The organism is Streptomyces koelreuteriae (assembly GCF_018604545.1).
In the GTDB taxonomy this organism is placed as follows: Bacteria; Actinomycetota; Actinomycetes; order Streptomycetales; family Streptomycetaceae; genus Streptomyces; species Streptomyces koelreuteriae.
Map to the genome: position 1 here is coordinate 2,898,605 of NZ_CP075896.1, position 23,732 is coordinate 2,922,336.

Here is a 23,732-nt window from a genome sequence, read left to right on the forward strand (position 1 = left end):
GAAACCGAGGCTTCCGACGGGCCGTTCGCTAACGGGTACTCACTTGCCGTAGTACGCGTTGTAGATCGAGACCGTCGACTTGTTGCCCTTCTTGTCGGCGATCTTGGCGTGGAAGGAGATGGCCTTCCCCTTCTCCGGGTTCTTGACGCTGACCTTGCCGTCCTTGACCGTGAGCTTCTTCCAGGTCTTGCCGTAGTCGTACGACACGTACACCGACAGCGACTTCAGGTTGCTGCCCTTGGCCGCGCCCTCGACGGTGACCGGGACCTTGACGGTCTTGCCGGCCGGGACCTTGCTGTCCAGACCGGTGGTCGCGCCGAAGCGGGCCGTGGAGGCGGGCAGCTGCTTGAGGTCAGTGGTCTTCTTCGAGCGGAACGTCCAGCTGGCGTCGATGCGGGTGGAGGCCGCCGCGACCTTGACGCTGCGCTTGACCGACGTCGTCAGCTTGTACTCGGCGTCGCCGGCCGGGACCTTGAACGCCTCACCGCCGAACAGCGGGTCGTCGTTGCTGCCGACCTTGGTGCCGTTGCGGTACAGGGTCGTGTCCACCGAGGTGAACAGCGAGGAGCCCGGGTTGCCCTTGCTGTCGGCGAACAGCGGCAGGGAGCCGTGGATCTGGTTGCCGTCACGGAACAGGCCGAAGCCGGCGCTGATGCGCGGCCCGAAGACAGCGGTGTTGAACGTCTTCGAGTAGCTCTTGCCGCCGGTGAACTTCTGGCCCTCCAGCGAGTAGCCGGCCTCGTAGATCGGGAAGCCGTCGGCGTCGACGCCGCCGCTCTGGGCGAACTCGAGGTCCCACTTCACACCGCCCAGGGTGGACAGGTGCAGCGTCCGCGTGCCCGGCAGGGTCTGCTCGAAGCCGATCGAGGAGGCGCCGCTGCTCCACGGCAGCCAGCCCACCGCGTTGATCGAGCCCTTCTTGCCGCTCGCCGCGGCACCGAGGCCCGCCTTCACCGTGGCGAGCTCGCTCGCCTTGTAGTGCTTGGTGTAGCCGGTGGCGAGCTGCTTGACCGGACCGCCGCCGGTGACGTCGTACTGCTCCTTGGCGCCCTTGCTCCAGTGGGCGTCCCACTGCTGGGTCACCGAACCGTCGGTGACCTGCGGGCCGACGTGCGCGGTGCGGAAGCCGGCGTACGAGTCCAGCCACCAGCCGAAGCCGAAGCTGGAGTCCCCCGCCTCCACCGTGTAGTCGGCCGAGGCGAACTCCGACTTGGCGGCGGCGTCCGGGACGGTGATGTCCACCGGCTTGGCCTTGCGGGCGTCCAGCGTGATCGTGGTGCCCTTGGCGACGTTCAGCTTGGGCTGGGCCAGCCAGTCGGCGCCCTCGAACTTCTCCGGGTCGTCGCCCGCGTAGAGGCTCGTGTTGAGGACGTAACCGCCCTTGGGCACCCGGGCGGTGACGGTGCCGTCCGCGTCGTACGGCGTGAAGAACTTGCCGGTGCCCAGGCCGGAGAGACCGGCCAGGTCGGCGTTGTAGTTCGAGGCGGGCTTGCCGTCACGGTCGAGGAACTTCAGCGTGACGTCGTAGGACTCGACCTCGCGCTGCACGGCCGCGGCCGTGCGGACACTCTGGCCGCCGCCGGTCGCCGTCACGTACGACGAGTACGCGCCGTCGACGGTGCCGCCCAGCTTGGTGTTCACCGTGAAGGGGACGGAGGCCTTGCCGCCGGCCGGGACGGTCACCGAGGTGGCGCCGAGCGTGAAGAAGCCGGCCGGGGCGGCCTGGCCCTTGGGGTTGGTGGCGGTCGACGTCAGCTTCAGCGTGACGTCCTTCGTACCGAGGTTGCGGTACGTCAGCTCCTTGGTGACCGGCTTGTCGTCGGTGTGCGGCCACTGCTGGAGGCCGAAGCTCACCGAGCCCGGCTCGCCTATCACGGACTGCGTGATGGCCTTGTCGACCTGGATACGGCCCGAACCCTGCTCGAACGGGGTGTACTTGCCGCCCTTGGTGGAGCCGGTGAGGGCGCCCTTCAGCTCGGAGTACTTCCACGTCGGGTGCTGCTGCTTCAGGATCGCCGCCGCGCCCGCGACATGCGGGGTCGCCATCGACGTACCGGAGATGGACATGTAGCCGGCCGGGTTCTCGCCGACCTCCTGGGCTATCTGGTTGCCCGGGGCGGAGGCCGCGGTGATGTCCACGCCGGGCGCGGTCACGTCGGGCTTGAGGGCGCCGTCCATGCCGGGGCCGCGGCTGGAGAAGTCGGCCAGCACGTCCTTGTCGTCGACGGCGCCGACGGTCAGGGCCGCGGCGGCGCTGCCCGGGGAGCCGATGGTCTGGTCGCCGAGCTCGCCCTCGTTGCCGGCGGCTATGGCGAACAGGATGCCCTTCTCCTCGGACAGCTTGTTCACCGCCGCTTCCAGCGGGTCGATCGCGGGCGTGTCGCCGCCGCCCAGGCTCATGTTGACGACGTCGGCGCCCTCGGCGGCCGCCCACTCGATGCCGGCGAGGACCTCGGAGTCGCTGCCGAATCCGCCGTCGTCGAGCACCTTGCCGTTGAGGATCTTCGCGCCGGGCGCGACGCCCTTGTACTTGCCGCCCGACTTCGCGCCGGTGCCCGCCGCGATCGAGGCGACGTGCGTGCCGTGGCCGACCTTGTCGGTGGTGTCGGGCGAGGTGGTGAAGTTCTTGGCGCCGATCACCTGGCCCTTGAGATCGGCGTGGGTGGCGTCGACACCGGTGTCCAGGACGGCGATCTTCACGCCCTTGCCGTCGAAGCCGGCCGACCACGCCTTGGGGGTGCCGATCTGCGCGACGGACTTGTCGAGGCTGGCCTTGCGGACGCCGTCGAGCCAGACGTGCGCGATGCCGGAGGCGGTCTTGTCGCCGTTGGTGACCGCGTCCCACAGGTCGGGCGTGTCCTCCTTGGGCGCCTGCACCGCGTCCGCGTTCACGGACTTCAGCGAGTGGCTCAGGGTGCCCGCGTCGCGGACGTCGGCCTTGGCCGCCGCGGCGCTGCCCCGGTAGCCGACGATGACCTTCAGGCCCTTCTTCTGGGCCTTGCGGGTCGCGGACTTGTTGAGCTCGGTGACATCGAAGAGCCGCTGGTCGAGCTTGCCGGTGGCGACCAGGCGGGCCGCGTCGGCGGGGATCACGAGGGTGTGGCCGTCGAGCCTGCGGATCTGGACAGGAATGTCCTCGCGGCCCTTGGCCCGCTCCAGACCGACCACGCGCCCCTTGGCGTCCAGGACGACCCGGTCACCGGTGATCAGCGTGACGCGCTGCTTGGCGGTTAGCGAGGTGGGCTTGGAGGCTGCGGCCGTCTGCTCGCCGTTCGCCGACGCCGGGCTGGTCATACCCGCCGCCAGGGCCACGGCCGCCGCGGTGGCGACCGTGGCCACGCACGCCTTTTTCATTTGTCTGCGCAAGAGTCCCCCTTGCAGAAGAGCCAGGTGAATTCCCCGTTCACCCGGCCGGGGGTCATCTCGTACGCATGGACGTACACCCCCCGGAATACGCAGTATGCCGAGGGGTGATCAGGTGCTCAATAGATGAGAGGAAGGTAAGAAATCCGTCGGCTGACTGTTACACGGCCGCCGGAACTCCGTTACAGGACCGCATGGTTACGCCCGCGCGTTCTCCTGGACGGTGATCCGCCCCTTGCGGATGGTCGCCACGCGCGGGGCCTGCTTCGCGAGGGCCGAGTCGTGGGTGACCATCACGAAGGTGAGCCCGAGCTCCTTCCACATGCGGATCAGCACGTCCATGATCTCATCGCGCGTCGACTCGTCCAGGTTTCCGGTGGGTTCGTCGGCGAGCAGCACCTTCGGCTGCTTCACGAGGGCCCGGGCGATGGCGACGCGCTGCTGCTGACCGCCGGACATCTCGCCGGGCAGATGCGCGAGGCGTTCGCCGAGGCCGACCGATTCCAGGGCCTCCGCGGCCCGTTCGCGGCGCTGCTTCGGCTTCATGCCGAGGGGGACGAGGGCCGTCTCCACGTTCTCCTGTGCGGTGAGCGTCGGGATCAGGTTGAAGGACTGGAAGACGAAGCCGATGCTTTCGCTTCTCACCCGGGTGAGTCTCGCCTCCGGGAGCGCGGCGAGGTCCGTGCCGTCCAGGATGATCTCGCCGGAGGTGGGGCGGTCCAGGGCGCCGAGCATTTGGAGCAGGGTGGACTTTCCGCCGCCGGTGGGGCCCTGGATGACCAGTCGGTCGCCGTCGGGGATGGTGAGGTCTATGCCGTCGAGGGCTTGGACGGTGTCTTTGGCTCGGGTGTAGTGCTTGGTGACTGCTTTTAGTTCGTACATGGTGTGGCTCCTGGATGGGTTGGTCGGTCGGCTACTCGACTCGGCGTAGAGCGTCAGCGGGTCGGAGTCGTGAAGCCCTCCAGCCGCCGAACGCACCGGCGATCAGACCGCCCGCCACCGCCAGCCCCACCGCCAGCGCGATCGTCGTCAGGGCGACCGGTGCGGTGAGGGCGACGTCGAGGGTCTTCGTCGCGGCCTGGCGGCCGGGTCCGCCGAAGCCGCCTCTGAGGCCCTCACCGCCCCCGGAGCCCAACTGCGCCTGAAGCGTCGGGCTGACAGCGGTCACCGCATACGCCCCCGCCAGCCCCAGCGCGATGCCCAGCACCCCGCCCACCAGCCCGTTGACGACCGCCTCGCCCACCACCTGACGGGTCACCCGCCCCGACTTCCAGCCCAGCGCCTTGAGCGTGCCGAACTCGCGGACGCGACGGGAGACCGCCGAGGACGTGAGCAGGCCCGCGACCAGGAACGCGGCCACGAGCACCACGACCGACAGCCACTTGCCGACGCTCGCTGCCAGCGAGGACGCCGTGGACAGTGAGCCGGACACCGTGTCAGCGAGGTCGGCGGAGGTCGTCACCGTCGTACCGGAGATGTTCTTCTGCAGGGCCGCCTTGACGGAGTCGATGCGCTGCGAGTCGGTCGCCTTGACATAGATCGTGGTGACCTTGTCCTTCGCGTCGGCCAGCGTCTGCGCGCGCCTCAGCGGGATGTAGAGGTTGGCGGCCGCGTCCCCGCTGTCGGCCGTGGCGATGCCGACGACCTGGAACTTCGTGCCCTTGACGGTGACCGTGGACCCCGCCTTGAGCTTCTTCTCCTTGGCGTACGCCGCGTCCGCGACGGCGACCTTGGCGTCGGTCTCGCTCGTCTTGAACGTACGGCCGCTGGTGATCTTGGAGGAGGTCAGCGGGCCGAGGGCCGGCTTGGTGACGTCCGTGCCGTAGACGGAGTAGCTGTTGACGTCGAAGTCGGCGCCGCCGCCCTCGACCCGGCCCTGCGGGGACGGCTGGGCTCCCCCGAGGCCGCCGCCCCGGCCGCCTTCCTGCCCGCCGCCTTCCTGTCCTCCGCTCTCGCCCTGCTGGAACCGGCCGCGCGTGAACTCGCCGCTGACCTTGACGACCTGGAGGCTCAGCCCGCCCACCGCGTCCGCGACCCCGCTCTGCGCGTCGACCTTGCCCACGGTCGAGCCCGCCAGCGTCTGGAGGCCCTGCACCATGACGCGGTCGCTGCTCTGCTCACCGCCGGAGTCGTCGTCCTGGGCGTCGAAGCGGAAGCGCGGCCGCTCGGAGCCGCTGCCGGGCGGTGCGGCGGCCTTGGTGACGGTCATGTCCGTGCCCAGCCCGTAGAGGGACTGGAGGACCTTGTCCTGGGCCTTGCTCATGCCGGCGGACACGGAGGTGACGACGATGACCAGCGCGATACCCAGCGCGAGGCCTGAGGCGACGACGAGGGCCGCCTTTCTGCGGCGGCGCAGCTCGCGCCTCAGATAGGTGAAGAACATGGCCGCAAGCTAGGGACGGTCTGTGATGAGGACTTGAGCCACGCATAAGAGGTGGATGAGAAGAGCCGGGAGAAACGACGGAAGCCGCCGTCCGTCCCTGTTTCCAGGGCGGGCGGCGGCTTCCGTTCAGGAGCTGCCGGAGCAGGCGGACCGTCAGACGGCGGAACCGGCCTTCCAGTCGGCCCAGCTCATGTTCCAGCCGTTGAGGCCGTTGTCCGGCGCGACCGTCTTGTCGCCGGTGTTCTGGACGACGACCACGTCACCGAGGATCGAGTTGTTGTAGAACCACGCGCCCGGCGTCTTCGGGTCGTCGGCGCCCTTCACGTCCTGGAGGCCGACGCAGCCGTGGCTGGTGTTCGCGCTGCCGAAGATGGACTTCGCGCCCCAGTAGTTGCCGTGGAGGAAGGTGCCGCTGGCGGAGAGGCGGATGGCGTGCGGCACGTCCTTGATGTCGTACTCGCCCTTGCCGTCGTCGTCCGTGAAGCCCACGGTCGCGCCGTTCATGCGCGTCTCCTTGAACTTCTCGGACATCACCATGATGCCCTCGTAGGTCTTGTTCTCGGGCGAGCCGGCGGAGATCGGGATGGTCCGCACGGTCTTGCCGTCCTGCGTGATCTTCATCTGCTTGGTCTTCGCGTCGACGTACGAGACCTGGTTGCGGCCGATCTTGAAGGTGACCGTCTTCTGCTGGACGCCGTAGACACCCTTGGCGCCCTCGACGCCGTCGAGGTCGAGCTTCAGCGTGACGGTGGAGCCTTCCTTCCAGTACTCGTCGGGGCGGCAGTCCATGCGGTTGGCGTTGAACCAGTGGCAGGCGACCTCCTGGCCGCCGGTCGTGCTGACCTTGATGCCCTTCTGGACGGCGGCCTTGTTGGTGATCGCCTTGTCGAAGTTGATCGAGACCGGCATGCCGACGCCGACGGTGGTGCCGTCGTCCGGCGTGAAGTTGCCGATGAAGCTGTTGGCCGGGGAGACCGTGGTGAAGGAGGCGTTCTCGTGGGCGACCCGGCCGTCGGAGTCCTTCGCCTCGGCGGAGAGCTTGTAGTTCGTGGAGCGCTCCAGCTGGGCGCTGGGCTTCCAGCTCTTCTTGTCGGCGGATATCTCGCCACCGACCTCCTTGCCGTCGGACGTCGTCATCGTGACGTCCGTGAGCGTGCCCTTGCTGACGGTGACGGCGGCGGAGTTGTTGATGGAGGCGTTGTCGGAGCCGTCCTCGGGCGTGATCTTGATCTGGGCCGCGGAGGTCTTCTTCGCCGCGGCCTCGTCGACCTTCGACTGGGAGCTGTCGCCGCCGTCACTCCCGGAGGCGTTGTCGTCGCCGCCGGTACAGGCCGAGAGCGCCAGCACTCCTCCGAGCAGTGCGGACGCGACCGCCAGGCCCTTGCGCCGCTTACTGACCGTTATCACACGCTTCTCCATCGTTGCCGATTTCCCCAAGACCCCGAGTGTGTCCCCGTCAAAGACCAAGTGCCCCCGCGCGGACTCGTGAGTCCTCGTCGAGACCTTTCAACGCTACGACCGGTTCGTCCGGTTCCCCATGGCGCACAAGTGTGGGGATCACCACGTCCACCACATGCGCCAGGTGCGTCACGTCCCCCGTTTGAGACGAGAAGACCCCGGGCGGCGGTTGCCGCCCGGGGTCGATGTTTTTCCGGGCAGCCTCAGCCGAGGTTGTCGTCTTCATCATCCTCGTCGTAGTCCCACTCCGGCGAATCGGGGTCGTACTCGATCCTCTCGCTGCTCCAGGAGGCCTGCTGGAGTTCGACCCCCGGAACCTGGCTGACCAGGTCGAACGGGTCCACGAGGTACGCGAGGGCCTCAGCGGTGTCTTCCGTCACAGCGCTCTCGGCGTGTACCCGTTCCGACGCCGGCAACTCGGCGTCGTCGGCGATCCGGCGCAGCGCGGACTTGGTGACCGCGTCCGCGTCGCCGACCTCCAGAACGAGTTCCACCCGAACCCGCACAAAACGTGATTCCTCAGGAGTGCTCATGGCGGGAGCGTACGTCCGGGGCCTCCCGTGACTTTCCCGTGACCCGCGCCTTTTACTAACATCACCCCACACGGCCAATTCGCCAGTGCCACAAGGGGATCGATATTCCGTGTCATCCGCTCGCCGTCCGTTGCTGACCGCCACCGCCGCGGCGTCCCTGCTGGGGGCCCTGTGGTTCGTCCCGTCCGCCAACGCGACGTCGGACTCCCCGGTGAGAGACGCGGTCTCGGCGACCCCGTCGCCGCAGGTCACAGAGCAGGCGCGGATCGCGGCCACGACCGCGGGCAACACCGTCACGGACACCCGCCTCGCCGACACGGGCAGCTTCGACAGCACCCCCTACGTGGCCGGCGGCACGATGTTCCTCATGCTGGGCGCGGGCTTCGTCGCCTACTCGGTCCGCCGGGAACGGCTCGGCTTCTGAGCGCACTTGGCGCAAGGGCGACCGCCCCGGGGCCCTGCCACCCGGCAAGGCCCCGGCCGCGTTCGTCGTACTACTGGAGCGGCCCGGTGACCGTCTCCACAGCGGCGAGCAGCCGCCCGTCGCGCACGAAGGCGTCCGCGGCGGCCAGGTCGGGCGCCAGGAACCGGTCCGGACCGGGGCCCTGAACTCCCGCTTCCCGTACGGCGTCGAGGACCGCCCGTGTCGCGGGCGCGGGCGTCAGGCCCTCGCGCAGTTCGACGGCGCGGGTGGCGGCGTACAGCTCGACGGCGAGGACCCGGGTGAGGTTGTCGACGGCCGTGCGCAGCTTGCGCGCCGCCGACCAGCCCATCGAGACATGGTCCTCCTGCATCGCGGAGGACGGGATCGAGTCGGCGGACGCCGGTACGGCGAGCCGCTTCAGCTCGCTCACCAGCGCGGCCTGCGTGTACTGAGCGATCATCAGGCCCGAGTCCACACCGGCGTCGTCGGCGAGGAACGGCGGCAGGCCGTGGCTGCGGTTCTTGTCGAGCAGCCGGTCGGTGCGCCGCTCGGCGATGGAGCCGAGGTCGGCGGCGGCGATGGCGAGGAAGTCCAGGACGTAGGCGACGGGCGCCCCGTGGAAGTTGCCGTTGGACTCCACCCGTCCGTCGGGCAGCACCACCGGGTTGTCCACCGCCGAGGCCAGCTCGCGGTCGGCGACCAGCCGGGCGTGGGCCATGGTGTCCCGCCCGGCCCCGGCGACCTGCGGGGCGCAGCGCACCGAGTAGGCGTCCTGGACGCGCGGGGCGTCGTCCTGGTGGTGCCCGGTCAGGCCCGAACCCTTCAGCACGGCCAGCATGTTGGCGGCACTGGCGGCCTGCCCCGGGTGCGGCCGGATGGCGTGCAGTTCGGGGGCGAGGACCCGGTCGGTGCCGAGCAGGGCCTCCATCGACAGGGCGGCCGTGATGTCGGCGGACCGGTAGAGCGTGTCCAGGTCGGCCAGGGCCATGACCAGCATGCCGAGCATGCCGTCGGTGCCGTTGAGGAGGGCGAGGCCCTCCTTCTCACGCAGTTCGACCGGCTGGATGCCGTGCGCGGCGAGGAGTTCGGCGGCCGGGCGTACGACACCGTCGGGGCCCTCGGCGTCGCCCTCGCCCATCAGCGCGAGGGCGCAGTGGGACAGCGGCGCGAGGTCGCCGGAGCAGCCGAGGGAGCCGTACTCGTGCACGACCGGGGTGATCCCGGCGTTGAGGAGGTCGGCCATGGTCTGCGCGACCTCGGGCCGTACGCCCGTGCGCCCGGAGCAGACGGTCTTCAGCCGCAGGAACATCAGGGCGCGCACGACCTCCCGCTCCACCCTCGGCCCCATCCCGGCGGCGTGCGAGCGGACGATGTTGCGCTGGAGCTGTGCGCGCAGCTCGGGGCTGATGTGCCGGGTCGCCAGGGCCCCGAAGCCGGTGCTCACGCCGTACACGGGGTCCGGCTTGGCCGCCAGCGCCTCGACGATCTCGCGGGCCGCGGCGAGGGCGGCCACCGCCTCCCCGGAGAGCTCGACGCGGGCTCCGGCACGCGCCACGGCGAGCACGTCGGACGCGGTCACGCCGGACGTCCCCACCACCACAGTGTGCATATCCATATTCAGGAGCGTACGCAGTGAATTCGATGATGTCACCACTGGGGACGGGCTCCGCCCCTTACCGATACGTCACACCCCCGGGCCGCTCCCCGACGGCTACGGCGCGTGCCGTCCGCGGAAGCGCCGGCGCTCCCCGTCGGCCCCCTTGGACGGCTCGTCCGCCAGCCGCATGACGGGGTCGTCGGGCCCGGCCCGGCCCGCGACCACCGGCCGCGCGGCCCGCTCGGCCTTGGCCCGGTACTGGGCCGCGTCCGCGAGCCGGAACAGCCGCCGCGCGGAGCGTACGGGCCCGATCGGGTCCTCCGTGGAGGCGACCCCGCAGGCCACGCCCTCCCCGAGTTCCAACTCGGACGCCCGGCGGCACAGTTCACCGGCCGCCTTCACCACCTGGTCGGCGGGCGGCCCGACCGCGAGCAGACAGAACTCGTCCCCGCCGAGCCGTGCCGCGAGCGCCCCCGGCAGCATGGCCCCGCACAGCGACAGCACCGAGCCGAACCGCTCCAGGAGCCGGTCGCCGACGGCGTGCCCATGGGTGTCGTTGACCTGCTTGAGCCCGTTCAGATCGCAGACGACGAGGCTGACGACCACGCCGTCCCTGCGGTGTCGCTCGATGGCCTGCTCCAGGCGTACGTCCACGGCACGGCGGTTGGCGAGTCCCGTCAGCGCGTCGGTGAACGCGAGCCGCCGGGCCTCCTCCAGCCGCTCGGTCTGGGCGATGCCGGCGGCGACGACGGAGGCCAGGACGGTGGCGAAATCGGCGTCGGCCCGCGCGAAGACGGCCTCACCGGCCGGCCGGGCGACATACAGCTCGCCCCAGGCCCGCCCGTGCAGCACGATCGGCGCGACCACGCAGCAGCCGCGGCCCCGGCGGCGCAGAGCCGCGACGCGCTGATGGCAGTACCCGGGGCGCCGCCCGGCGGCGGGCCCCTCGGCGGTCTCCACCCACGCGTCGGGCTCCCCACCCCCGGCCGCCCACCGCTCGTGCAGGAACTCGGTGATCTCCGCGAACTGGTGCACCGGATAGGCCTCGTCCTCGGGGAACTCCTCCTCCCCGTCGGCGAGCGCCCCCACGTTCACGAGGACTTTCAGCCGCCCGAGTTCCCGCTCCCACACCGACAGCGCGGCGAAACTCCCGCCCAGCGCCCGGCACGCCCCGGCAGCCGCCGCACGCCACGCCTCACGCGACCCGTGCGCGGCCGCCATCCCCTGAGCCAACGCGACGACGGCCAGCAGCCGTCTGTCCTCACCCATCACTCCAGGCTAGGGACTTTTCAGCCAATCTGTCCGGTAGACGACGCGAACGGGGAGCCTTTAGCTGCGGGCGCGCCCCGCCTCGTCTGCGGGCATGCGTGCCGCTAAGGGCGGCACGGGTGGGCGCAGGCGGCACCCCGCTACGCCGGGCTGCGGACCCACCCGCCCCCAGCCCCAACCCCGAGCACCGGACAACAAACCCCAGCTCACTCCCCCGGCCACTCCGGCTTCCGCTTCTCGTTGAACGCCGCGACACCCTCCGCCCGGTCCCCGGAAAACGCCACAGCCCTCCACGCCGCGTCCTCCACCTCAAGCCCCGCCCGCAGATCCAACCCCTGCCCCAACCGCAACGCCCGCTTCGCCGCCCGCAACCCCACCGGCGAATTCCCCGCGATCCGAGACGCCAGCTCCAACGCCACCTCCCGGTCCCGCCCCTCCTCCACCACCTGATCGACCAGCCCCAACTCGCCCGCCTCCACGGCCTCCACCCGCCGCGCGGAGAAGATCAGCTCAGCCGCCCGAGCAGCCCCCACCCGACGCGGCAGCAGCTGCGTGCCCCCACCCCCGGGAATCACCCCCACCGACACCTCCGGCAGCCCCACCACCGCCGTACGGTCCGCCACGATCACGTCACAGGCGAGCGCCAGCTCGAACCCACCCCCCAGCGCGAACCCGTGCACCGCCGCCACCGTCGGCACCGGCACCTCCAGCACCCCGGTGTACGCCCCACGCGTCACCGGCCGCTGCCGCACCAGATCCGCGTCGCTGAAGGAGTTCCGCTCCTTCAGATCGGCCCCCACGCAGAACGCCCGCTCATGCGTCGAGGTCAGTACGACCACCCGTACGTCCCGGTCCTCCCCCAGCGCCGCACACGCCCCGGCGACGGACCGCGCCATCTCGGTCGACACGGCGTTCATAGCCTTGGGCCGGTCGAGGACGAGCTCCGCGACACGCCCCTGCTCATGCCGCCGCACCAGCACGAAGTCCCCGAACCGTTCCTCACTCATGACACCCTCCGGTTAACGCGGGTTAACAACCTCAGCGCCCCGATCATCGCAGCCGCACCCCCCGCACGAAAGAGCGGACGCGACCGGTTCCCACGCGATCACCCGCCCACCCGTTCGAGTGACATCACCTCAATTCCGGCCCGACCGCCCAAGGGAGCGCATAGCGTGCGTCCGCCAATGGCGCACAGGGGGCGCGTGCGCAGCGGGAGGAACCGTGATGAGGACGACGAACACGCCGACGAGGCCACAGCGGGACACCGGGGCGACGGAAACCGGCCTCTTCGCCCCCCGCGTCCGAGGCCGCCACCGCAAGCCCCGCTCCCCCAAGGCCCTGCTCGCCGCGGGCGGCCTCGCCCTGGCCGCCGGCGCCCTGAGCCTCGTACGCCTGACCTCCGGCCCGAGCCCCGACGGCGTCGGCACCGTCGAGGCCGGACCCAGCCCGGACCCGGTCACCACCGGCACGGACACGGACCGGACCGCCGACACCGCCGCGACCTTCCCGGCCGCCACCCCCGAGGTCAGCCCCTCGTCACCCACGGCCCTGGGCGGCCTGACCCCGTCCCCGGCCACCCGGGGCGCACGCCCGGCCCCGACCGCCCCGGCCGACACCCGAAGCGCCACCACGACCGCCGCTCACAAGCCCACGACCATCCCCGACGCACCGAACACCCCGGCACCGGCCACCCAGGGCGACGCCCCACGCCCGGCCCCGGCCACGCCCGCTCCACCGAGCCGGACCACGCCCGCCCCGGCGCCCGACCCCGAGAAACCGAAGAAACCGAAGAAACCGGACGACGACCCCGGCCTGTGCGTGCCGATCATCGGCCTGTGCGTGGACACACCGGGCCGCCCCGGCTGACCGCCCCCGTCAGCTCAGCCCAGGTCCCGCCGGGTGAGCAGCCACGGCTCCACGACGCCCAGCCCACGCACGGGCCGCTGCCACATCGGCTGCAGCGCGAACCGGTACTCCGGAGGCTCCTCGCCCTCCTTCTCCGCCGCGACGGCCTCCTCGGCCGCCTCCGCCTCGGAGGACGGCGCGTCCTGCGTGCGGATCAGCTCCTCGGCGAAGGCGGTGTCGACGAGGACGGCGTCCTTCGGAGCTATCGAGGTGAGCCGGGAGGCCAGATTCACGGTCGTACCGAACACATCGCCCATTCGGGTGGTGACGGTGCCGAACGCCATGCCGACGCGCAGCTCCGGCATCGTCTCGTCGTGCGCCATGGTCTCGATCAGCCGCAGGGCGATCTCGGCGGCGATGCCCGCGTCGTCGGCGGCGTACAGCACCTCGTCGCCGAGGGTCTTGATCAGCCGTCCGCCGTTCGCGGCCACCAGGTCGGCGGCCGTGGTCTCGAAGGCCTCGACCAGCTCGCCGAGCTCCTCCTCCTCCATGCGGCGGGTGAGCCGGGTGAAGCCGACCAGGTCCGCGAAGCCGACGGCGAGACGCCGGTCGACCATCTCCTCGTCGTCGGCGGCCTGCACGACCCGTCCGGCCGAGGCGGCGAGCTGACGCCGCCAGACGTAGACGAGGAACTCCTCCAGCTCGGGCAGGAGCAGCTCGACGATCGGGTACGTCACCTCGGTACGGGTCATGCCCGGCTCGGGCGGCTCGGTCAGCCCCTCCAGGAACGAGTCGATCTGCCACTCGGCGAGCCGTGCGGTGGTCTGCCCGGTGGAACGGGCCACCTGTACGGCCATCGCCTCGCTCAGCAGCCCCGCCTCGACGAGACCGGCGAGGCGCCGCAGGGCGAGGACGTCCGCCTCGGTGAGGGCCTTGGCCTGCCCGATGTCCGCGAAGCCCATCGCCCGCCAGAAGCGGGAGGCCAGCTCCATGGAGACACCGGCGCTACGGGCCGCCTGAAACGGGGTGTACCGGCGCTCGGCCCCCAGAATGAGCCCTTCGAGGCGCAGGGCCAGCGGGTCCTCGCCGGGGTCGGCGCCCTGCGCGTCCGTACCGGAATCCGGGTCTTCGACGGTCACGCGTGCTGCCCTTCCGATCTGTCACGGTCATGTATCGACCGGCCTCAACTCTACGGCAGGTGTGCGCCAGCTCACTCCGTCAGGCACCCCGCTGCGGGCATGCGTGCCGCCAGGGGCGGCACGGGTGGGCGCAGCGGCACCCCGTCGCGCCGGGTTGCGCAACGCCCTGCCCCCAGCTCAAGCCGGCCTCAGGTGCACGATGTCCCCCGCTCCCACCGGCTCCTGCACCCCCTCCTCCGTAGCCAGCACCAACCGCCCGTCCCCATCCACAGCCACGGCCTCCCCCACGACGCCCCGATCCCCGGGCAGCTCCGCCCGCACGGTCCGCCCGAGCGTCGCGCACGACGCCGCGTACGCCTTCTGCAGCCCGCTCACCTCGGGGTCACCCCCGGCCGCACGCCACTTCCCGTACCACTCCTCCAGGGACCGAAGCACACCCCGCAGCAGCGGATCCCGATCCGTGCTCACCGATCCGGCCAGCCCCACCGACCCCGCCGTCGGCACCGGCAGCTCCTTCTCCTTCAGCGAGACATTGATGCCGACCCCGATCACGACCCCGTCGTCACCGGCCCGCTCGGCGAGGATCCCCCCGGCCTTGCGCTCCTCTCCCCGGACCGTGACCAGCACGTCGTTCGGCCACTTCAGGGCCGTGTCGACACCCGCCGCCCGCGACAGCCCCGTAGCCACCGCCACGCCCGTGAGCAGCGGCAGCCACCCCCACCGCGCCACCGGCACCTCGCTCGGCGTGAGCAGCACGGAGAAGAACAGGCCCGACCGCGGCGGCGCCGTCCACTGCCGGTCCAGGCGCCCGCGCCCGGCCGTCTGCTCCTCGGCGACGAGCACCGCCCCCTCGACGGCCTCCCCCTTCGCCGCCCGGTCCACGAGGTCGGAGTTGGTGGAGCCGGTGCGCTGCACCACGTCCACCTCGGACCACAGCCCTCCCTCCCGCACCAGCCCCCGGCGCAGGGCGGTGACATTGAGGGGCGGACGGTCCAGATCCGACCAACGGCTGCCGTTCGGCTCTTGCGGCTCTGCTGCATCTCGCGGCGTCATGCAAGCCACACTAGGTGTGGTAAACGCCGCACTGCCGACCCGAGGGCACCGCACTACTCTACGGATGAGTAACCGTCCCCCCTTTTGAGCAGGCAGGGAGCCGCATCCCGATGTCCGAGCCGGAAGAGCTGCAGCAGCCTGACATTCACACGACCGCGGGCAAGCTCGCGGATCTCCAGCGCCGTATCGAGGAAGCGACGCACGCCGGCTCCGCACGCGCCGTCGAAAAGCAGCACGCCAAGGGCAAGCTGACGGCCCGTGAGCGGATCGAACTCCTCCTGGACGAAGCCTCCTTCGTCGAGCTGGACGAGTTCGCCCGGCACCGGTCCACCAACTTCGGTCTGGACCAGAACCGCCCGTACGGCGACGGCGTCGTCACCGGGTACGGCACCGTCGACGGCCGCCCGGTCGCCGTCTTCTCGCAGGACTTCACGGTCTTCGGCGGGGCGCTCGGCGAGGTCTACGGCCAGAAGATCGTCAAGGTCATGGACTTCGCGCTGAAGACCGGTTGCCCGGTCATCGGCATCAACGACTCCGGCGGAGCCAGGATCCAGGAGGGCGTCGCCTCGCTCGGCGCCTACGGCGAGATCTTCCGCCGCAACACCCACGCCTCGGGTGTCATCCCGCAGATCAGCCTGGTGGTGGGCCCGTGCGCGGGCGGAGCCGTGTACTCCCCGGCCATCACCGACTTCACGGTCATGGTCGACCAGACCTCGCACATGTTCATCACCGGCCCCGACGTCATCAAGACGGTCACCGGCGAGGACGTCGGCTTCGAGGAGCTGGGCGGCGCCCGCACCCACAACGCGACCTCGGGCGTGGCCCACCACATGGCCGGCGACGAGAAGGACGCCATCGAGTACGTCAAGCAGCTGCTGTCGTACCTGCCGTCCAACAACCTCTCCGAGCCGCCGGTGTTCGCGGAGGAGGCCGACCTCGAGATCACCGACGAGGACCGCGAGCTGGACGTCATCGTCCCGGACAGCGCGAACCAGCCGTACGACATGCACGCGGTGATCGAGCACATCCTGGACGACGCCGAGTTCTTCGAGACGCAGCCGCTGTACGCGCCGAACATCGTCACCGGCTTCGGCCGGGTCGAGGGACACCCCGTCGGCATCGTCGCCAACCAGCCGATGCAGTTCGCCGGCTGTCTCGACATCACGGCCTCCGAGAAGGCGGCCCGCTTCGTGCGCACCTGCGACGCCTTCAACGTCCCGGTCATCACCTTCGTGGACGTCCCCGGCTTCCTGCCCGGCGTCGACCAGGAGCACGACGGCATCATCCGCCGCGGCGCCAAGCTGATCTACGCCTACGCCGAGGCCACCGTCCCGCTCATCACGATCATCACGCGCAAGGCCTTCGGCGGCGCCTACGACGTCATGGGCTCCAAGCACCTGGGCGCCGACCTCAACCTCGCCTGGCCCACCGCCCAGATCGCCGTCATGGGCGCCCAGGGCGCGGTCAACATCCTGCACCGCCGCACGATCGCGGAGGCGGAGGCCAACGGCGACGATCTCGAGGCGGTCCGCGCCCGGCTGATCCAGGAGTACGAGGACGCCCTGCTCAACCCCTACGTCGCGGCCGAGCGCGGCTACGTCGACGCGGTGATCATGCCGTCCGACACCCGCTGCCATGTCGTACGGGGTCTGCGTCAACTGCGCACGAAGCGGGAATCCCTGCCTCCGAAGAAGCACGGCAACATCCCCCTCTAGCCCTCAGCGAGCCCAGGAGGCCCACATGACGATCAAGGTCGTACGGGGCAACCCGACCCCGGAGGAGCTGGCCGCCGCACTGGCGGTGGTCAGGGCCCGCGCCGCGGCGGCGACAGAGGACCCGCCCGGCGCACCGGCCGCCCGCGACTCCTGGTCCGACCCGTCCCGCATCGCGTCCCACCGCCTGCCCCAGCCGGGCCCGACGGCCTGGGGCAGGACCTACTGGCCGGCCTGATCGCTCGACAAGGCGGGGCGCCGATTTGAGTACGCCTACTCAGGCGCCCCGCCCTGCCGAGCCGCACGCTGGACTCATGCTGTGGTCCGACCCCGAGAATGAACCGCCAAAAGAACTGCGCGACATGCAGGACATGCTTCGGCGGCTGGGCGTTCTCATGGCGTTGGCCATGTTCGTGGCCATGCTGGTGATCGGCGTGAGGTGAGTCCCCCTCGCGCACTAACCTGACGGCATGACCGATGAGCACCGCAGGCGACTCGTCCTCGCCTCCCAGTCCCCCGCCCGGCTCGGACTGCTCCGCCAGGCCGGACTCACCCCCGAGGTGATCGTGAGCGGCGTCGACGAGGACGCCGTCACCGCCCCCACCCCCGCCGAGCTGGCACTCGCCCTCGCCGAGGCGAAGGCCTCCGTCGTGGCGGCCCGCCCGGAGGTCAAGGGCGCGCTGGTGATCGGCTGCGACTCGGTGCTCGACCTGGACGGCCAGGCCCTCGGCAAGCCCGCGGACGCCGAGGAGGCCACGGCCCGCTGGAAGTCGATGCGCGGCCGCGCTGGCACCCTGCAGACCGGCCACTGCGTCTACGACACGCTCACCGGCCGCTATGTCTCCGCCACCGCGTCCACGGTCGTCCACTTCGGCGACCCCACGGACGAGGAGATCGCCTCCTACGTCGCCTCCGGCGAACCCCTCTACGTCGCCGGTGCCTTCACCCTGGACGGCCGCTCGGCCCCGTTCATCAACGGCATCGACGGCGACCACGGCAACGTGATCGGCATCAGCCTGCCCCTGGTCCGGCGGCTCCTCGCCGACCTGGGCGTGGGCATCACGGAGTTGTGGGCGCCGGCGGAGCGGTGACCGGCTCGGCCACGCGGTCGTAGGTCATCAGCAGCAGGACGATCAGGCCCAGCACCAGCATCATGAACAGGAACGCGGGCCAGCCGACCAGCCCCCAGGTGAAGGCGCCCAGCAGCCCGTGCACGACCGCCGCGCTGATCAGCAGCACCCGCCCGAGGCCCGCCGGGGGGCGGTTGCGCAGCGCCACGAGCAGGGCGACCAGGCCGCACAGCGCGAAGTAGAGGCCGAAGGCGACCCCGCCGATCTTCGACGACACCGACATCATGTGCGGGTCGAGCCCGGCCAGGGACATGTCCTGCCGGTCGACGACGACCCCGAGAAACCAGTTCAGCCCGGCGATGCCGAACGCCTCGCCGAACAGCACCACCGCCACGACCCACGCCACCGGCCTGCGCACCACCGGGCCCACCCTCTTACCCCTAGTACGTTCGAGACATCGCGAACGCTACTGACTGGTAAACCCTGGGACAAGGGTTCCGGGGCGGGCAAAGAATCATTGGGCCATTCGTAGGGACTCCACAAAGAAACGGAGTGGCCCGCAGCACGTGATGACAGAGACCTTGACCACAGGGGACGGCTAGGGTTTCCCGCAGGAGTGCTGCGTACCGCGGTGCGACAAGGGATTTCGCGGGTCGATCGAGCCTCGCATCACGCTCCGTGTGGGCAAGCTCACCACTGGGGACGGGTCGAAGTGCCGTGTCGGCAGTCCCTAAACTCGGCTTGTTTCAAGGAGGGAGCCTCATCGTGCGCAAGGTGCTCATCGCCAACCGTGGCGAAATCGCTGTCCGTGTGGCCCGGGCCTGCCGGGATGCCGGCATCGCGAGCGTGGCCGTCTACGCCGACCCGGATCGGGACGCTCTGCATGTCCGCGCCGCGGATGAGGCGTTCGCCCTGGGCGGTGACACTCCGGGCACCAGCTACCTCGACATCGAGAAGGTGCTCAAGGCCGCGCGGGAATCGGGCGCGGACGCCATCCACCCCGGGTACGGCTTTCTCTCCGAGAACGCGGACTTCGCCCAGGCGGTGCTGGACGCGGATCTGATCTGGATCGGCCCGCCCCCGCAGGCGATCCGCGACCTCGGTGACAAGGTCGCCGCCCGGCACATCGCGCAGCGCGCGGGCGCCCCGCTGGTGGCGGGCACGCCCGACCCGGTCTCCGGTGCCGACGAGGTCGTCGCCTTCGCCGAGCAGCACGGTCTGCCGATCGCCATCAAGGCGGCCTTCGGCGGCGGCGGCCGCGGCCTGAAGGTCGCGCGCACGCTCGAAGAGGTGCCCGAGCTGTACGACTCGGCGGTGCGCGAGGCGGTCGCCGCATTCGGCCGTGGCGAGTGCTTCGTCGAGCGCTACCTGGACAAGCCTCGGCACGTGGAGACCCAGTGCCTGGCCGACCAGCACGGCAACGTCGTCGTGGTCTCCACCCGTGACTGCTCCCTCCAGCGCCGGCACCAGAAGCTGGTGGAGGAGGCTCCCGCGCCCTTCCTGTCCGACGCGCAGGTGGAGGAGCTGTACTCGTCCTCCAAGGCGATCCTGAAGGAGGCCGGCTACGTCGGCGCCGGCACGGTCGAGTTCCTCGTCGGCCTCGACGGCACGATCTCCTTCCTGGAGGTCAACACCCGTCTCCAGGTGGAGCACCCGGTCACCGAGGAGGTCGCCGGCATCGACCTCGTCCGCGAGATGTTCCGCATCGCCGACGGCGAGGTCCTCGGCTACGACGACCCGGTGCTGCGCGGTCACTCCTTCGAGTTCCGCATCAACGGCGAGGACCCGGGCCGCAACTTCCTCCCGGCGCCCGGCTCGGTCACGAAGTTCGACCCGCCGGCCGGTCCCGGTGTCCGCCTGGACGCGGGCGTGGAGTCCGGCTCGGTCATCGGCCCGGCGTGGGACTCCCTGCTGGCCAAGCTGATCGTCACCGGCCGCACGCGCAAGGAGGCCCTGGAGCGGGCGTCCCGCGCGCTGGAGGAGTTCCAGGTCGAGGGCATGGCCACGGCGATCCCGTTCCACCGCACGGTGGTGAAGGACCCGGCGTTCGCCCCCGAGCTCACCGGCTCGTCCGACCCGTTCACGGTCCACACCCGCTGGATCGAGACGGAGTTCGTCAACGAGATCAAGCCCTTCGCCGCGTCGGCCGACACCGAGGCGGACGAGGAACTGGACCGCGAGACGGTCGTCGTCGAGGTCGGCGGCAAGCGCCTGGAGGTCTCCCTGCCGGCCTCGCTGGGCATGTCCCTGGCCCGCACGGGCCTGGCGGCGGGCGCCAAGCCCAAGCGCCGCGCGGCGAAGAAGTCGGGCCCCGTCGCCTCCGGCGACACCCTCGCCTCCCCCATGCAGGGCACCATCGTCAAGGTGGCCGTCGAGGAGGGCCAGGAGGTCAAGGAAGGCGACCTGGTCGTCGTCCTGGAAGCCATGAAGATGGAACAGCCCCTCAACGCCCACAGGTCCGGCACGATCAAGGCCCTGAGCGCGGAAATCGGCGCCTCGGTCACGTCCGGCGCGGCGATCTGCGAAATCAAGGACTGAGACAACACGAGTCGGGCGGGCAGGCGCACAAGCACCTGCCCGCCCGACTCATGTCGGTGGCTGAGCTGCGGGCATGCGTGCCGCTAGGGGCGGCACGGGTGGGCGCAGCGGCACCCCGCTCCGCCGGGTTGCGGCCCCACCCGGCCCCAGCAACAACGCCGGTGCCCGACACACCACAGCAACTGGACCGACCTGCCCGGCTCCCTACCGCCGCCGCAGATCCGCCACCCGAGCCCGCTCAGCCCCAGGCCCCTGCTCCCCCAACATCGCGGCGGAAGCAGACCGCAACCCCCCACCCCCCGCCCCCGGCACCTGCCGCCGAGGCCCGGGCAACGGCACATCCCGCCGCTGCTGCCGCGCCGAAGCAGGATCACCCCCCGGCCCGGCCACCCCGGCCGACCCCCCTTGCCCCCCGGCCACAGCGATCTGCACACCCTGATCGGCGAGGGCCTGAAGCTCCGTACCCGCCCGATCGTCATGCGCGGGCGGCTCATCGGTCACCAGCCGGGTGATGAGATCCGTAGGCACGGTCTGGAACATGGTGTCCGTCCCGAGCTTCGTATGGTCGGCGAGCACCACCACCTCCGCGGCGGCCTGCACCAACGCCCGGTCGACGGACGCCGACAGCATGTTGGACGTGGACAGCCCACGCTCGGCGGTCAGACCGCTCCCGGACAGGAAGGCCCGAGACACCCGCAGCCCGTGCAGGGACTGCTCGGCACCACTGCCGACGAGGGCGTAGTTCGAACCGCGGAGCGTACCGCCGGTCATCACGACCTCGACCCGGTTGGCATGGGCCAATGCCTGTGCCACCAGCAGCGAGTTGGTGACGACGGTCAGTCCGGGCACCCGGGCGAGCCGGCGCGCCAGCTCCTGGGTCGTCGTACCCGCCCCGACCACGATCGCCTCGCCCTCTTCCACGAGGTTCGCGGCGAGGTCGGCGATGGCGGTCTTCTCGGCGGTCGCGAGATGGGATTTCTGCGGAAAGCCGGACTCCCGCGTGAAACCGCCCGGCAGTACCGCACCGCCGTGCCGGCGGTCGAGGAGTCCTTCTGCCTCCAGCGCGCGCACGTCCCGCCGTACGGTCACTTCGGAGGTCTGGACGACGCGGGCGAGCTCACGGAGCGACACGGCCCCGTTCGCTCGCACCATTTCGAGGATCAATTGGCGACGTTCTGCAGCGAACACGAAACTGACAGTAACGCCAGCGACCGTCTGCTTTCAGCAGTTTGCGCTGAATAGCAGAAGATGTTCGCACCGAGCAGCACGAAGTGGTATAGAGCCTAGTCCCGCCGCCTATGCCGTACGCACGGTCGAATACTCCCCGTGACCAGGGAGGAGCCGGTTTCGGCCTCAGGGCCTGCCCTAGCCCTCGCCGGTCTCCTTGCGCGTGTGCAACTGCCGTGCCACCTCGGCGATCGAGCCCGACAGCGAGGGATAGACGGTGAAGGCGTTCGCGATCTGCTCGACGGTCAGATTGTTGTCGACCGCGATCGAGATCGGGTGGATCAGCTCCGAGGCCCGCGGCGCCACGACGACACCGCCGACCACGATCCCGGTGCCGGGCCGGCAGAAGATCTTGACGAAGCCGTCGCGGATGCCCTGCATCTTGGCGCGCGGGTTGCGCAGCAGCGGCAGCTTCACGACGCGGGCGTCGATCTTCCCACCGTCGACATCGGCCTGGGTGTAGCCGACGGTGGCGATCTCCGGGTCGGTGAAGACGTTCGACGAGACGGTCTTCAGGTTCAGCGGCGCCACGGCGTCACCGAGGAAGTGGTACATCGCGATCCGCCCCTGCATGGCGGCCACGGACGCGAGGGCGAACACCCCGGTCACGTCACCGGCGGCATACACGCCCGGAGCGGTCGTACGCGACACCTTGTCGGTCCAGATGTGCCCGGACTCGCGCAGCCGGACACCGGCGTCCTCCAGCCCCATGCCCGCGCTGTTGGGCACGGCGCCGACGGCCATCAGACAGTGCGACCCGGTGATGACACGCCCGTCGGAGAGGGTCACCTCGACCCGGTCCCCGACCCGCTTGGCGGACTGCGCCCGGGTACGCCCCATGACGTTCATGCCGCGCCGCCGGAAGACGTCCTCCAGCACGGCGGCCGCGTCCGGGTCCTCGCCCGGCAGCACGCGGTCCCGCGACGACACGAGCGTCACCCGCGAACCCAACGCCTGGTAGGCACCCGCGAACTCGGCACCGGTCACACCCGACCCGACCACGATCAGCTCCTCGGGGAGCTCATTGAGGTCGTACACCTGGGTCCAGTTAAGGATCCGCTCACCGTCCGGGAGCGCATCGGGCAGCTCACGCGGATGCCCACCGGTGGCGATGAGCACCGCGTCAGCCGTAAGAGTCTCTTCACTCCCGTCGGCGGCGCGCACCACGACCTTCCGCGACCCGTCGAGCGCCTGCATGCCCTCCAGCCGCCCGCGCCCGCGCATGACACGCGCCCCGGCACGCGTCACGGAGGCCGCGATGTCGTGCGACTGGGCGAGCGCGAGCCGCTTCACACGCCGGTTGACCTTCCCCAGGTCGACGCCCACCACCTTGGCGGCCTGCTCCATGGGCGGGGTGTCGTCGGCGACGATGATGCCCAGTTCCTCGTACGACGAGTCGAAGGTGGTCATCACCTCGGCCGTCGCGATCAGAGTCTTCGACGGCACGCAGTCGGTGAGCACCGACGCCCCGCCCAGACCGTCGCAGTCGACGACGGTCACCTCCGCGCCGAGTTGAGCGGCCACCAGCGCCGCTTCGTATCCGCCGGGTCCGCCACCGATGATCACGATCCGAGTCACGTACTCCATTGTCCCGCACCGCTCAACGGGACACCGCCCGGGGGCCCGCCGCGATGCGGCTCCGTTACGCGAGTGACGCGAGTCCACCTGCCGTACCCTTCCCCCATGTCGCTCTACGCCGCGTACGCCGGCAACCTCGACGCGCGGCTGATGTCCCGCCGCGCCCCGCACTCGCCGCTGCGCGCCACCGGCTGGCTGAACGGGTGGCGGCTGACCTTCGGCGGCGAGCACATGGGCTGGGAGGGCGCCCTGCCGACGATCGTCGAGGACCCCACCTCCCAGGTCTTCGTCTCCCTCTACGACATCGCCCCCATGGACGAGGACTCGATGGACCGCTGGGAGGGCGTGGGCCTGGAAATCTACCGGCGTACCCGTGTACGGGTGCACACCCTGGAGGCCGACGAGCCGGCCTGGTCCTACGCCCTCAACGCCTACGAGGGCGGCCTGCCCTCCGCCCGCTACCTGGGCGAGATCGCCGACGCGGCCGAATCGGCGGGCGCCCCGCACGACTATGTGATGGAACTCCGCAAGCGCCCCTGCTGA

The 23,732-nt window shown here is 70.6% G+C and carries 21 protein-coding genes; 8 read left to right on the forward strand and 13 right to left on the reverse strand.

Going from position 1 to position 23,732, the window contains the following annotated elements; translation table 11 throughout:
* Positions 1–39 precede the first annotated feature (39 nt).
* The 5 genes from KJK29_RS12690 to KJK29_RS12710 form a co-directional block, all read right to left on the reverse strand.
* Positions 40–3,354 carry a S8 family peptidase gene (locus KJK29_RS12690; RefSeq protein WP_215124247.1) on the reverse strand — a complete coding sequence of 1,105 codons (3,315 nt, stop codon included), beginning with the start codon at positions 3,352–3,354 and terminating at the stop codon, positions 40–42.
* A 207-nt stretch (positions 3,355–3,561) separates the two neighbouring features.
* Positions 3,562–4,245 carry an ABC transporter ATP-binding protein gene (locus tag KJK29_RS12695; RefSeq protein WP_215118992.1) on the reverse strand — a complete coding sequence of 228 codons (684 nt, stop codon included), beginning with the start codon at positions 4,243–4,245 and terminating at the stop codon, positions 3,562–3,564.
* A gap of 31 nt (positions 4,246–4,276) precedes the next feature.
* A complete protein-coding gene (locus KJK29_RS12700; RefSeq protein WP_215118994.1) occupies positions 4,277–5,746 on the reverse strand; it encodes an ABC transporter permease in 1,470 nt (489 codons plus the stop codon).
* A 153-nt stretch (positions 5,747–5,899) separates the two neighbouring features.
* A complete protein-coding gene (locus KJK29_RS12705) occupies positions 5,900–7,165 on the reverse strand; it encodes a L,D-transpeptidase (RefSeq protein ID WP_215119002.1) in 1,266 nt (421 codons plus the stop codon).
* Positions 7,166–7,407: 242 nt separating this feature from the next.
* Entirely contained in the window at positions 7,408–7,737 is a 330-nt protein-coding gene (locus KJK29_RS12710; RefSeq protein ID WP_215119003.1) for a hypothetical protein, read from the reverse strand.
* A gap of 109 nt (positions 7,738–7,846) precedes the next feature.
* Between KJK29_RS12710 and KJK29_RS12715 the strand changes: the two genes are divergently transcribed.
* Positions 7,847–8,161 carry a hypothetical protein gene (locus tag KJK29_RS12715; RefSeq protein WP_215119005.1) on the forward strand — a complete coding sequence of 105 codons (315 nt, stop codon included), beginning with the start codon at positions 7,847–7,849 and terminating at the stop codon, positions 8,159–8,161.
* Between the two features lie 70 nt (positions 8,162–8,231).
* Here the strand turns inward: KJK29_RS12715 and hutH are convergent, their stop codons facing one another.
* The 3 genes from hutH to KJK29_RS12730 all read right to left on the reverse strand — a co-directional run bounded on the left by hutH (position 8,232) and on the right by KJK29_RS12730 (position 12,034).
* On the reverse strand, positions 8,232–9,770 hold the full coding sequence (hutH, locus tag KJK29_RS12720) for a histidine ammonia-lyase (RefSeq protein WP_215124248.1): 1,539 nt from the start codon (positions 9,768–9,770) through the stop codon (positions 8,232–8,234).
* 102 nt (positions 9,771–9,872) lie between these two features.
* On the reverse strand, positions 9,873–11,027 hold the full coding sequence (locus KJK29_RS12725; RefSeq protein WP_215119007.1) for a GGDEF domain-containing protein: 1,155 nt from the start codon (positions 11,025–11,027) through the stop codon (positions 9,873–9,875).
* 206 nt (positions 11,028–11,233) lie between these two features.
* Complete coding sequence (locus tag KJK29_RS12730; protein ID WP_215119014.1) at positions 11,234–12,034, reverse strand: enoyl-CoA hydratase/isomerase family protein; 801 nt, start codon at positions 12,032–12,034, stop codon at positions 11,234–11,236.
* A gap of 217 nt (positions 12,035–12,251) precedes the next feature.
* Here KJK29_RS12730 and KJK29_RS12735 point away from each other — a divergent pair, with 217 nt between their 5' ends.
* Positions 12,252–12,893 (forward strand): hypothetical protein, encoded by a 642-nt coding sequence (locus KJK29_RS12735; protein ID WP_251057770.1) that lies wholly within the window; start codon positions 12,252–12,254, stop codon positions 12,891–12,893.
* 14 nt (positions 12,894–12,907) lie between these two features.
* Here the strand turns inward: KJK29_RS12735 and KJK29_RS12740 are convergent, their stop codons facing one another.
* Positions 12,908–14,011: an adenylate/guanylate cyclase domain-containing protein gene (locus KJK29_RS12740; protein ID WP_215119015.1), complete on the reverse strand. Its 1,104-nt coding sequence runs from the start codon at positions 14,009–14,011 to the stop codon at positions 12,908–12,910.
* 177 nt (positions 14,012–14,188) lie between these two features.
* On the reverse strand, positions 14,189–15,064 hold the full coding sequence (locus KJK29_RS12745) for a biotin--[acetyl-CoA-carboxylase] ligase (RefSeq protein ID WP_215119017.1): 876 nt from the start codon (positions 15,062–15,064) through the stop codon (positions 14,189–14,191).
* A 110-nt stretch (positions 15,065–15,174) separates the two neighbouring features.
* On the opposite strand from KJK29_RS12745, the gene KJK29_RS12750 reads away from it, so the two are divergent.
* From KJK29_RS12750 to KJK29_RS12760, 4 genes are all read left to right on the forward strand, one after another.
* Positions 15,175–16,779, forward strand: coding sequence for an acyl-CoA carboxylase subunit beta (locus tag KJK29_RS12750; RefSeq protein WP_215119019.1), 1,605 nt, complete (start codon positions 15,175–15,177; stop codon positions 16,777–16,779).
* Between the two features lie 25 nt (positions 16,780–16,804).
* On the forward strand, positions 16,805–17,014 hold the full coding sequence (locus KJK29_RS12755) for an acyl-CoA carboxylase epsilon subunit (protein WP_215119020.1): 210 nt from the start codon (positions 16,805–16,807) through the stop codon (positions 17,012–17,014).
* Between the two features lie 76 nt (positions 17,015–17,090).
* Positions 17,091–17,219, forward strand: a complete 129-nt coding sequence (mmpB, locus tag KJK29_RS39165; protein ID WP_255961279.1) for a morphogenic membrane protein MmpB — start codon at positions 17,091–17,093, stop codon at positions 17,217–17,219.
* Between the two features lie 27 nt (positions 17,220–17,246).
* Positions 17,247–17,867 carry a Maf family protein gene (locus KJK29_RS12760; protein WP_215119021.1) on the forward strand — a complete coding sequence of 207 codons (621 nt, stop codon included), beginning with the start codon at positions 17,247–17,249 and terminating at the stop codon, positions 17,865–17,867.
* On the opposite strand, the gene KJK29_RS12765 is transcribed toward KJK29_RS12760, so the two are convergent.
* On the reverse strand, positions 17,836–18,267 hold the full coding sequence (locus KJK29_RS12765) for a hypothetical protein (protein ID WP_215119022.1): 432 nt from the start codon (positions 18,265–18,267) through the stop codon (positions 17,836–17,838). The genes KJK29_RS12760 and KJK29_RS12765 overlap by 32 nt on opposite strands.
* Before the next feature lie 344 nt (positions 18,268–18,611).
* Between KJK29_RS12765 and KJK29_RS12770 the strand changes: the two genes are divergently transcribed.
* Positions 18,612–20,384 (forward strand): acetyl/propionyl/methylcrotonyl-CoA carboxylase subunit alpha, encoded by a 1,773-nt coding sequence (locus KJK29_RS12770; RefSeq protein ID WP_215119024.1) that lies wholly within the window; start codon positions 18,612–18,614, stop codon positions 20,382–20,384.
* Between the two features lie 204 nt (positions 20,385–20,588).
* On the opposite strand, the gene KJK29_RS12775 is transcribed toward KJK29_RS12770, so the two are convergent.
* A complete protein-coding gene (locus KJK29_RS12775; RefSeq protein ID WP_215119025.1) occupies positions 20,589–21,572 on the reverse strand; it encodes a DeoR/GlpR family DNA-binding transcription regulator in 984 nt (327 codons plus the stop codon).
* A gap of 177 nt (positions 21,573–21,749) precedes the next feature.
* Positions 21,750–23,198, reverse strand: a complete 1,449-nt coding sequence (locus KJK29_RS12780) for an NAD(P)H-quinone dehydrogenase (RefSeq protein WP_215119026.1) — start codon at positions 23,196–23,198, stop codon at positions 21,750–21,752.
* A gap of 96 nt (positions 23,199–23,294) precedes the next feature.
* Between KJK29_RS12780 and KJK29_RS12785 the strand changes: the two genes are divergently transcribed.
* Positions 23,295–23,732, forward strand: coding sequence for a gamma-glutamylcyclotransferase (locus tag KJK29_RS12785; RefSeq protein WP_215119027.1), 438 nt, complete (start codon positions 23,295–23,297; stop codon positions 23,730–23,732).

What these genes read in the sequence shown, in the direction of transcription:
- hutH (WP_215124248.1), bottom strand. Translation starts at nt 9,770, where the DNA reads ATGCACACTGTGGTGGTGGGGACGTCCGGCGTGACCGCGTCCGACGTG.
- KJK29_RS12745 (WP_215119017.1), bottom strand. Translation starts at nt 15,064, where the DNA reads ATGACGCCGCGAGATGCAGCAGAGCCGCAAGAGCCGAACGGCAGCCGT.
- KJK29_RS12780 (WP_215119026.1), bottom strand. Translation starts at nt 23,198, where the DNA reads ATGGAGTACGTGACTCGGATCGTGATCATCGGTGGCGGACCCGGCGGA.
- mmpB (WP_255961279.1), top strand. Translation starts at nt 17,091, where the DNA reads ATGCTGTGGTCCGACCCCGAGAATGAACCGCCAAAAGAACTGCGCGAC.
- KJK29_RS12735 (WP_251057770.1), top strand. Translation starts at nt 12,252, where the DNA reads ATGAGGACGACGAACACGCCGACGAGGCCACAGCGGGACACCGGGGCG.
- KJK29_RS12710 (WP_215119003.1), bottom strand. Translation starts at nt 7,737, where the DNA reads ATGAGCACTCCTGAGGAATCACGTTTTGTGCGGGTTCGGGTGGAACTC.
- KJK29_RS12755 (WP_215119020.1), top strand. Translation starts at nt 16,805, where the DNA reads ATGACGATCAAGGTCGTACGGGGCAACCCGACCCCGGAGGAGCTGGCC.
- KJK29_RS12690 (WP_215124247.1), bottom strand. Translation starts at nt 3,354, where the DNA reads ATGAAAAAGGCGTGCGTGGCCACGGTCGCCACCGCGGCGGCCGTGGCC.
- KJK29_RS12760 (WP_215119021.1), top strand. Translation starts at nt 17,247, where the DNA reads ATGACCGATGAGCACCGCAGGCGACTCGTCCTCGCCTCCCAGTCCCCC.
- KJK29_RS12750 (WP_215119019.1), top strand. Translation starts at nt 15,175, where the DNA reads ATGTCCGAGCCGGAAGAGCTGCAGCAGCCTGACATTCACACGACCGCG.
- KJK29_RS12730 (WP_215119014.1), bottom strand. Translation starts at nt 12,034, where the DNA reads ATGAGTGAGGAACGGTTCGGGGACTTCGTGCTGGTGCGGCGGCATGAG.
- KJK29_RS12785 (WP_215119027.1), top strand. Translation starts at nt 23,295, where the DNA reads ATGTCGCTCTACGCCGCGTACGCCGGCAACCTCGACGCGCGGCTGATG.
- KJK29_RS12695 (WP_215118992.1), bottom strand. Translation starts at nt 4,245, where the DNA reads ATGTACGAACTAAAAGCAGTCACCAAGCACTACACCCGAGCCAAAGAC.
- KJK29_RS12705 (WP_215119002.1), bottom strand. Translation starts at nt 7,165, where the DNA reads ATGGAGAAGCGTGTGATAACGGTCAGTAAGCGGCGCAAGGGCCTGGCG.
- KJK29_RS12700 (WP_215118994.1), bottom strand. Translation starts at nt 5,746, where the DNA reads ATGTTCTTCACCTATCTGAGGCGCGAGCTGCGCCGCCGCAGAAAGGCG.
- KJK29_RS12725 (WP_215119007.1), bottom strand. Translation starts at nt 11,027, where the DNA reads ATGGGTGAGGACAGACGGCTGCTGGCCGTCGTCGCGTTGGCTCAGGGG.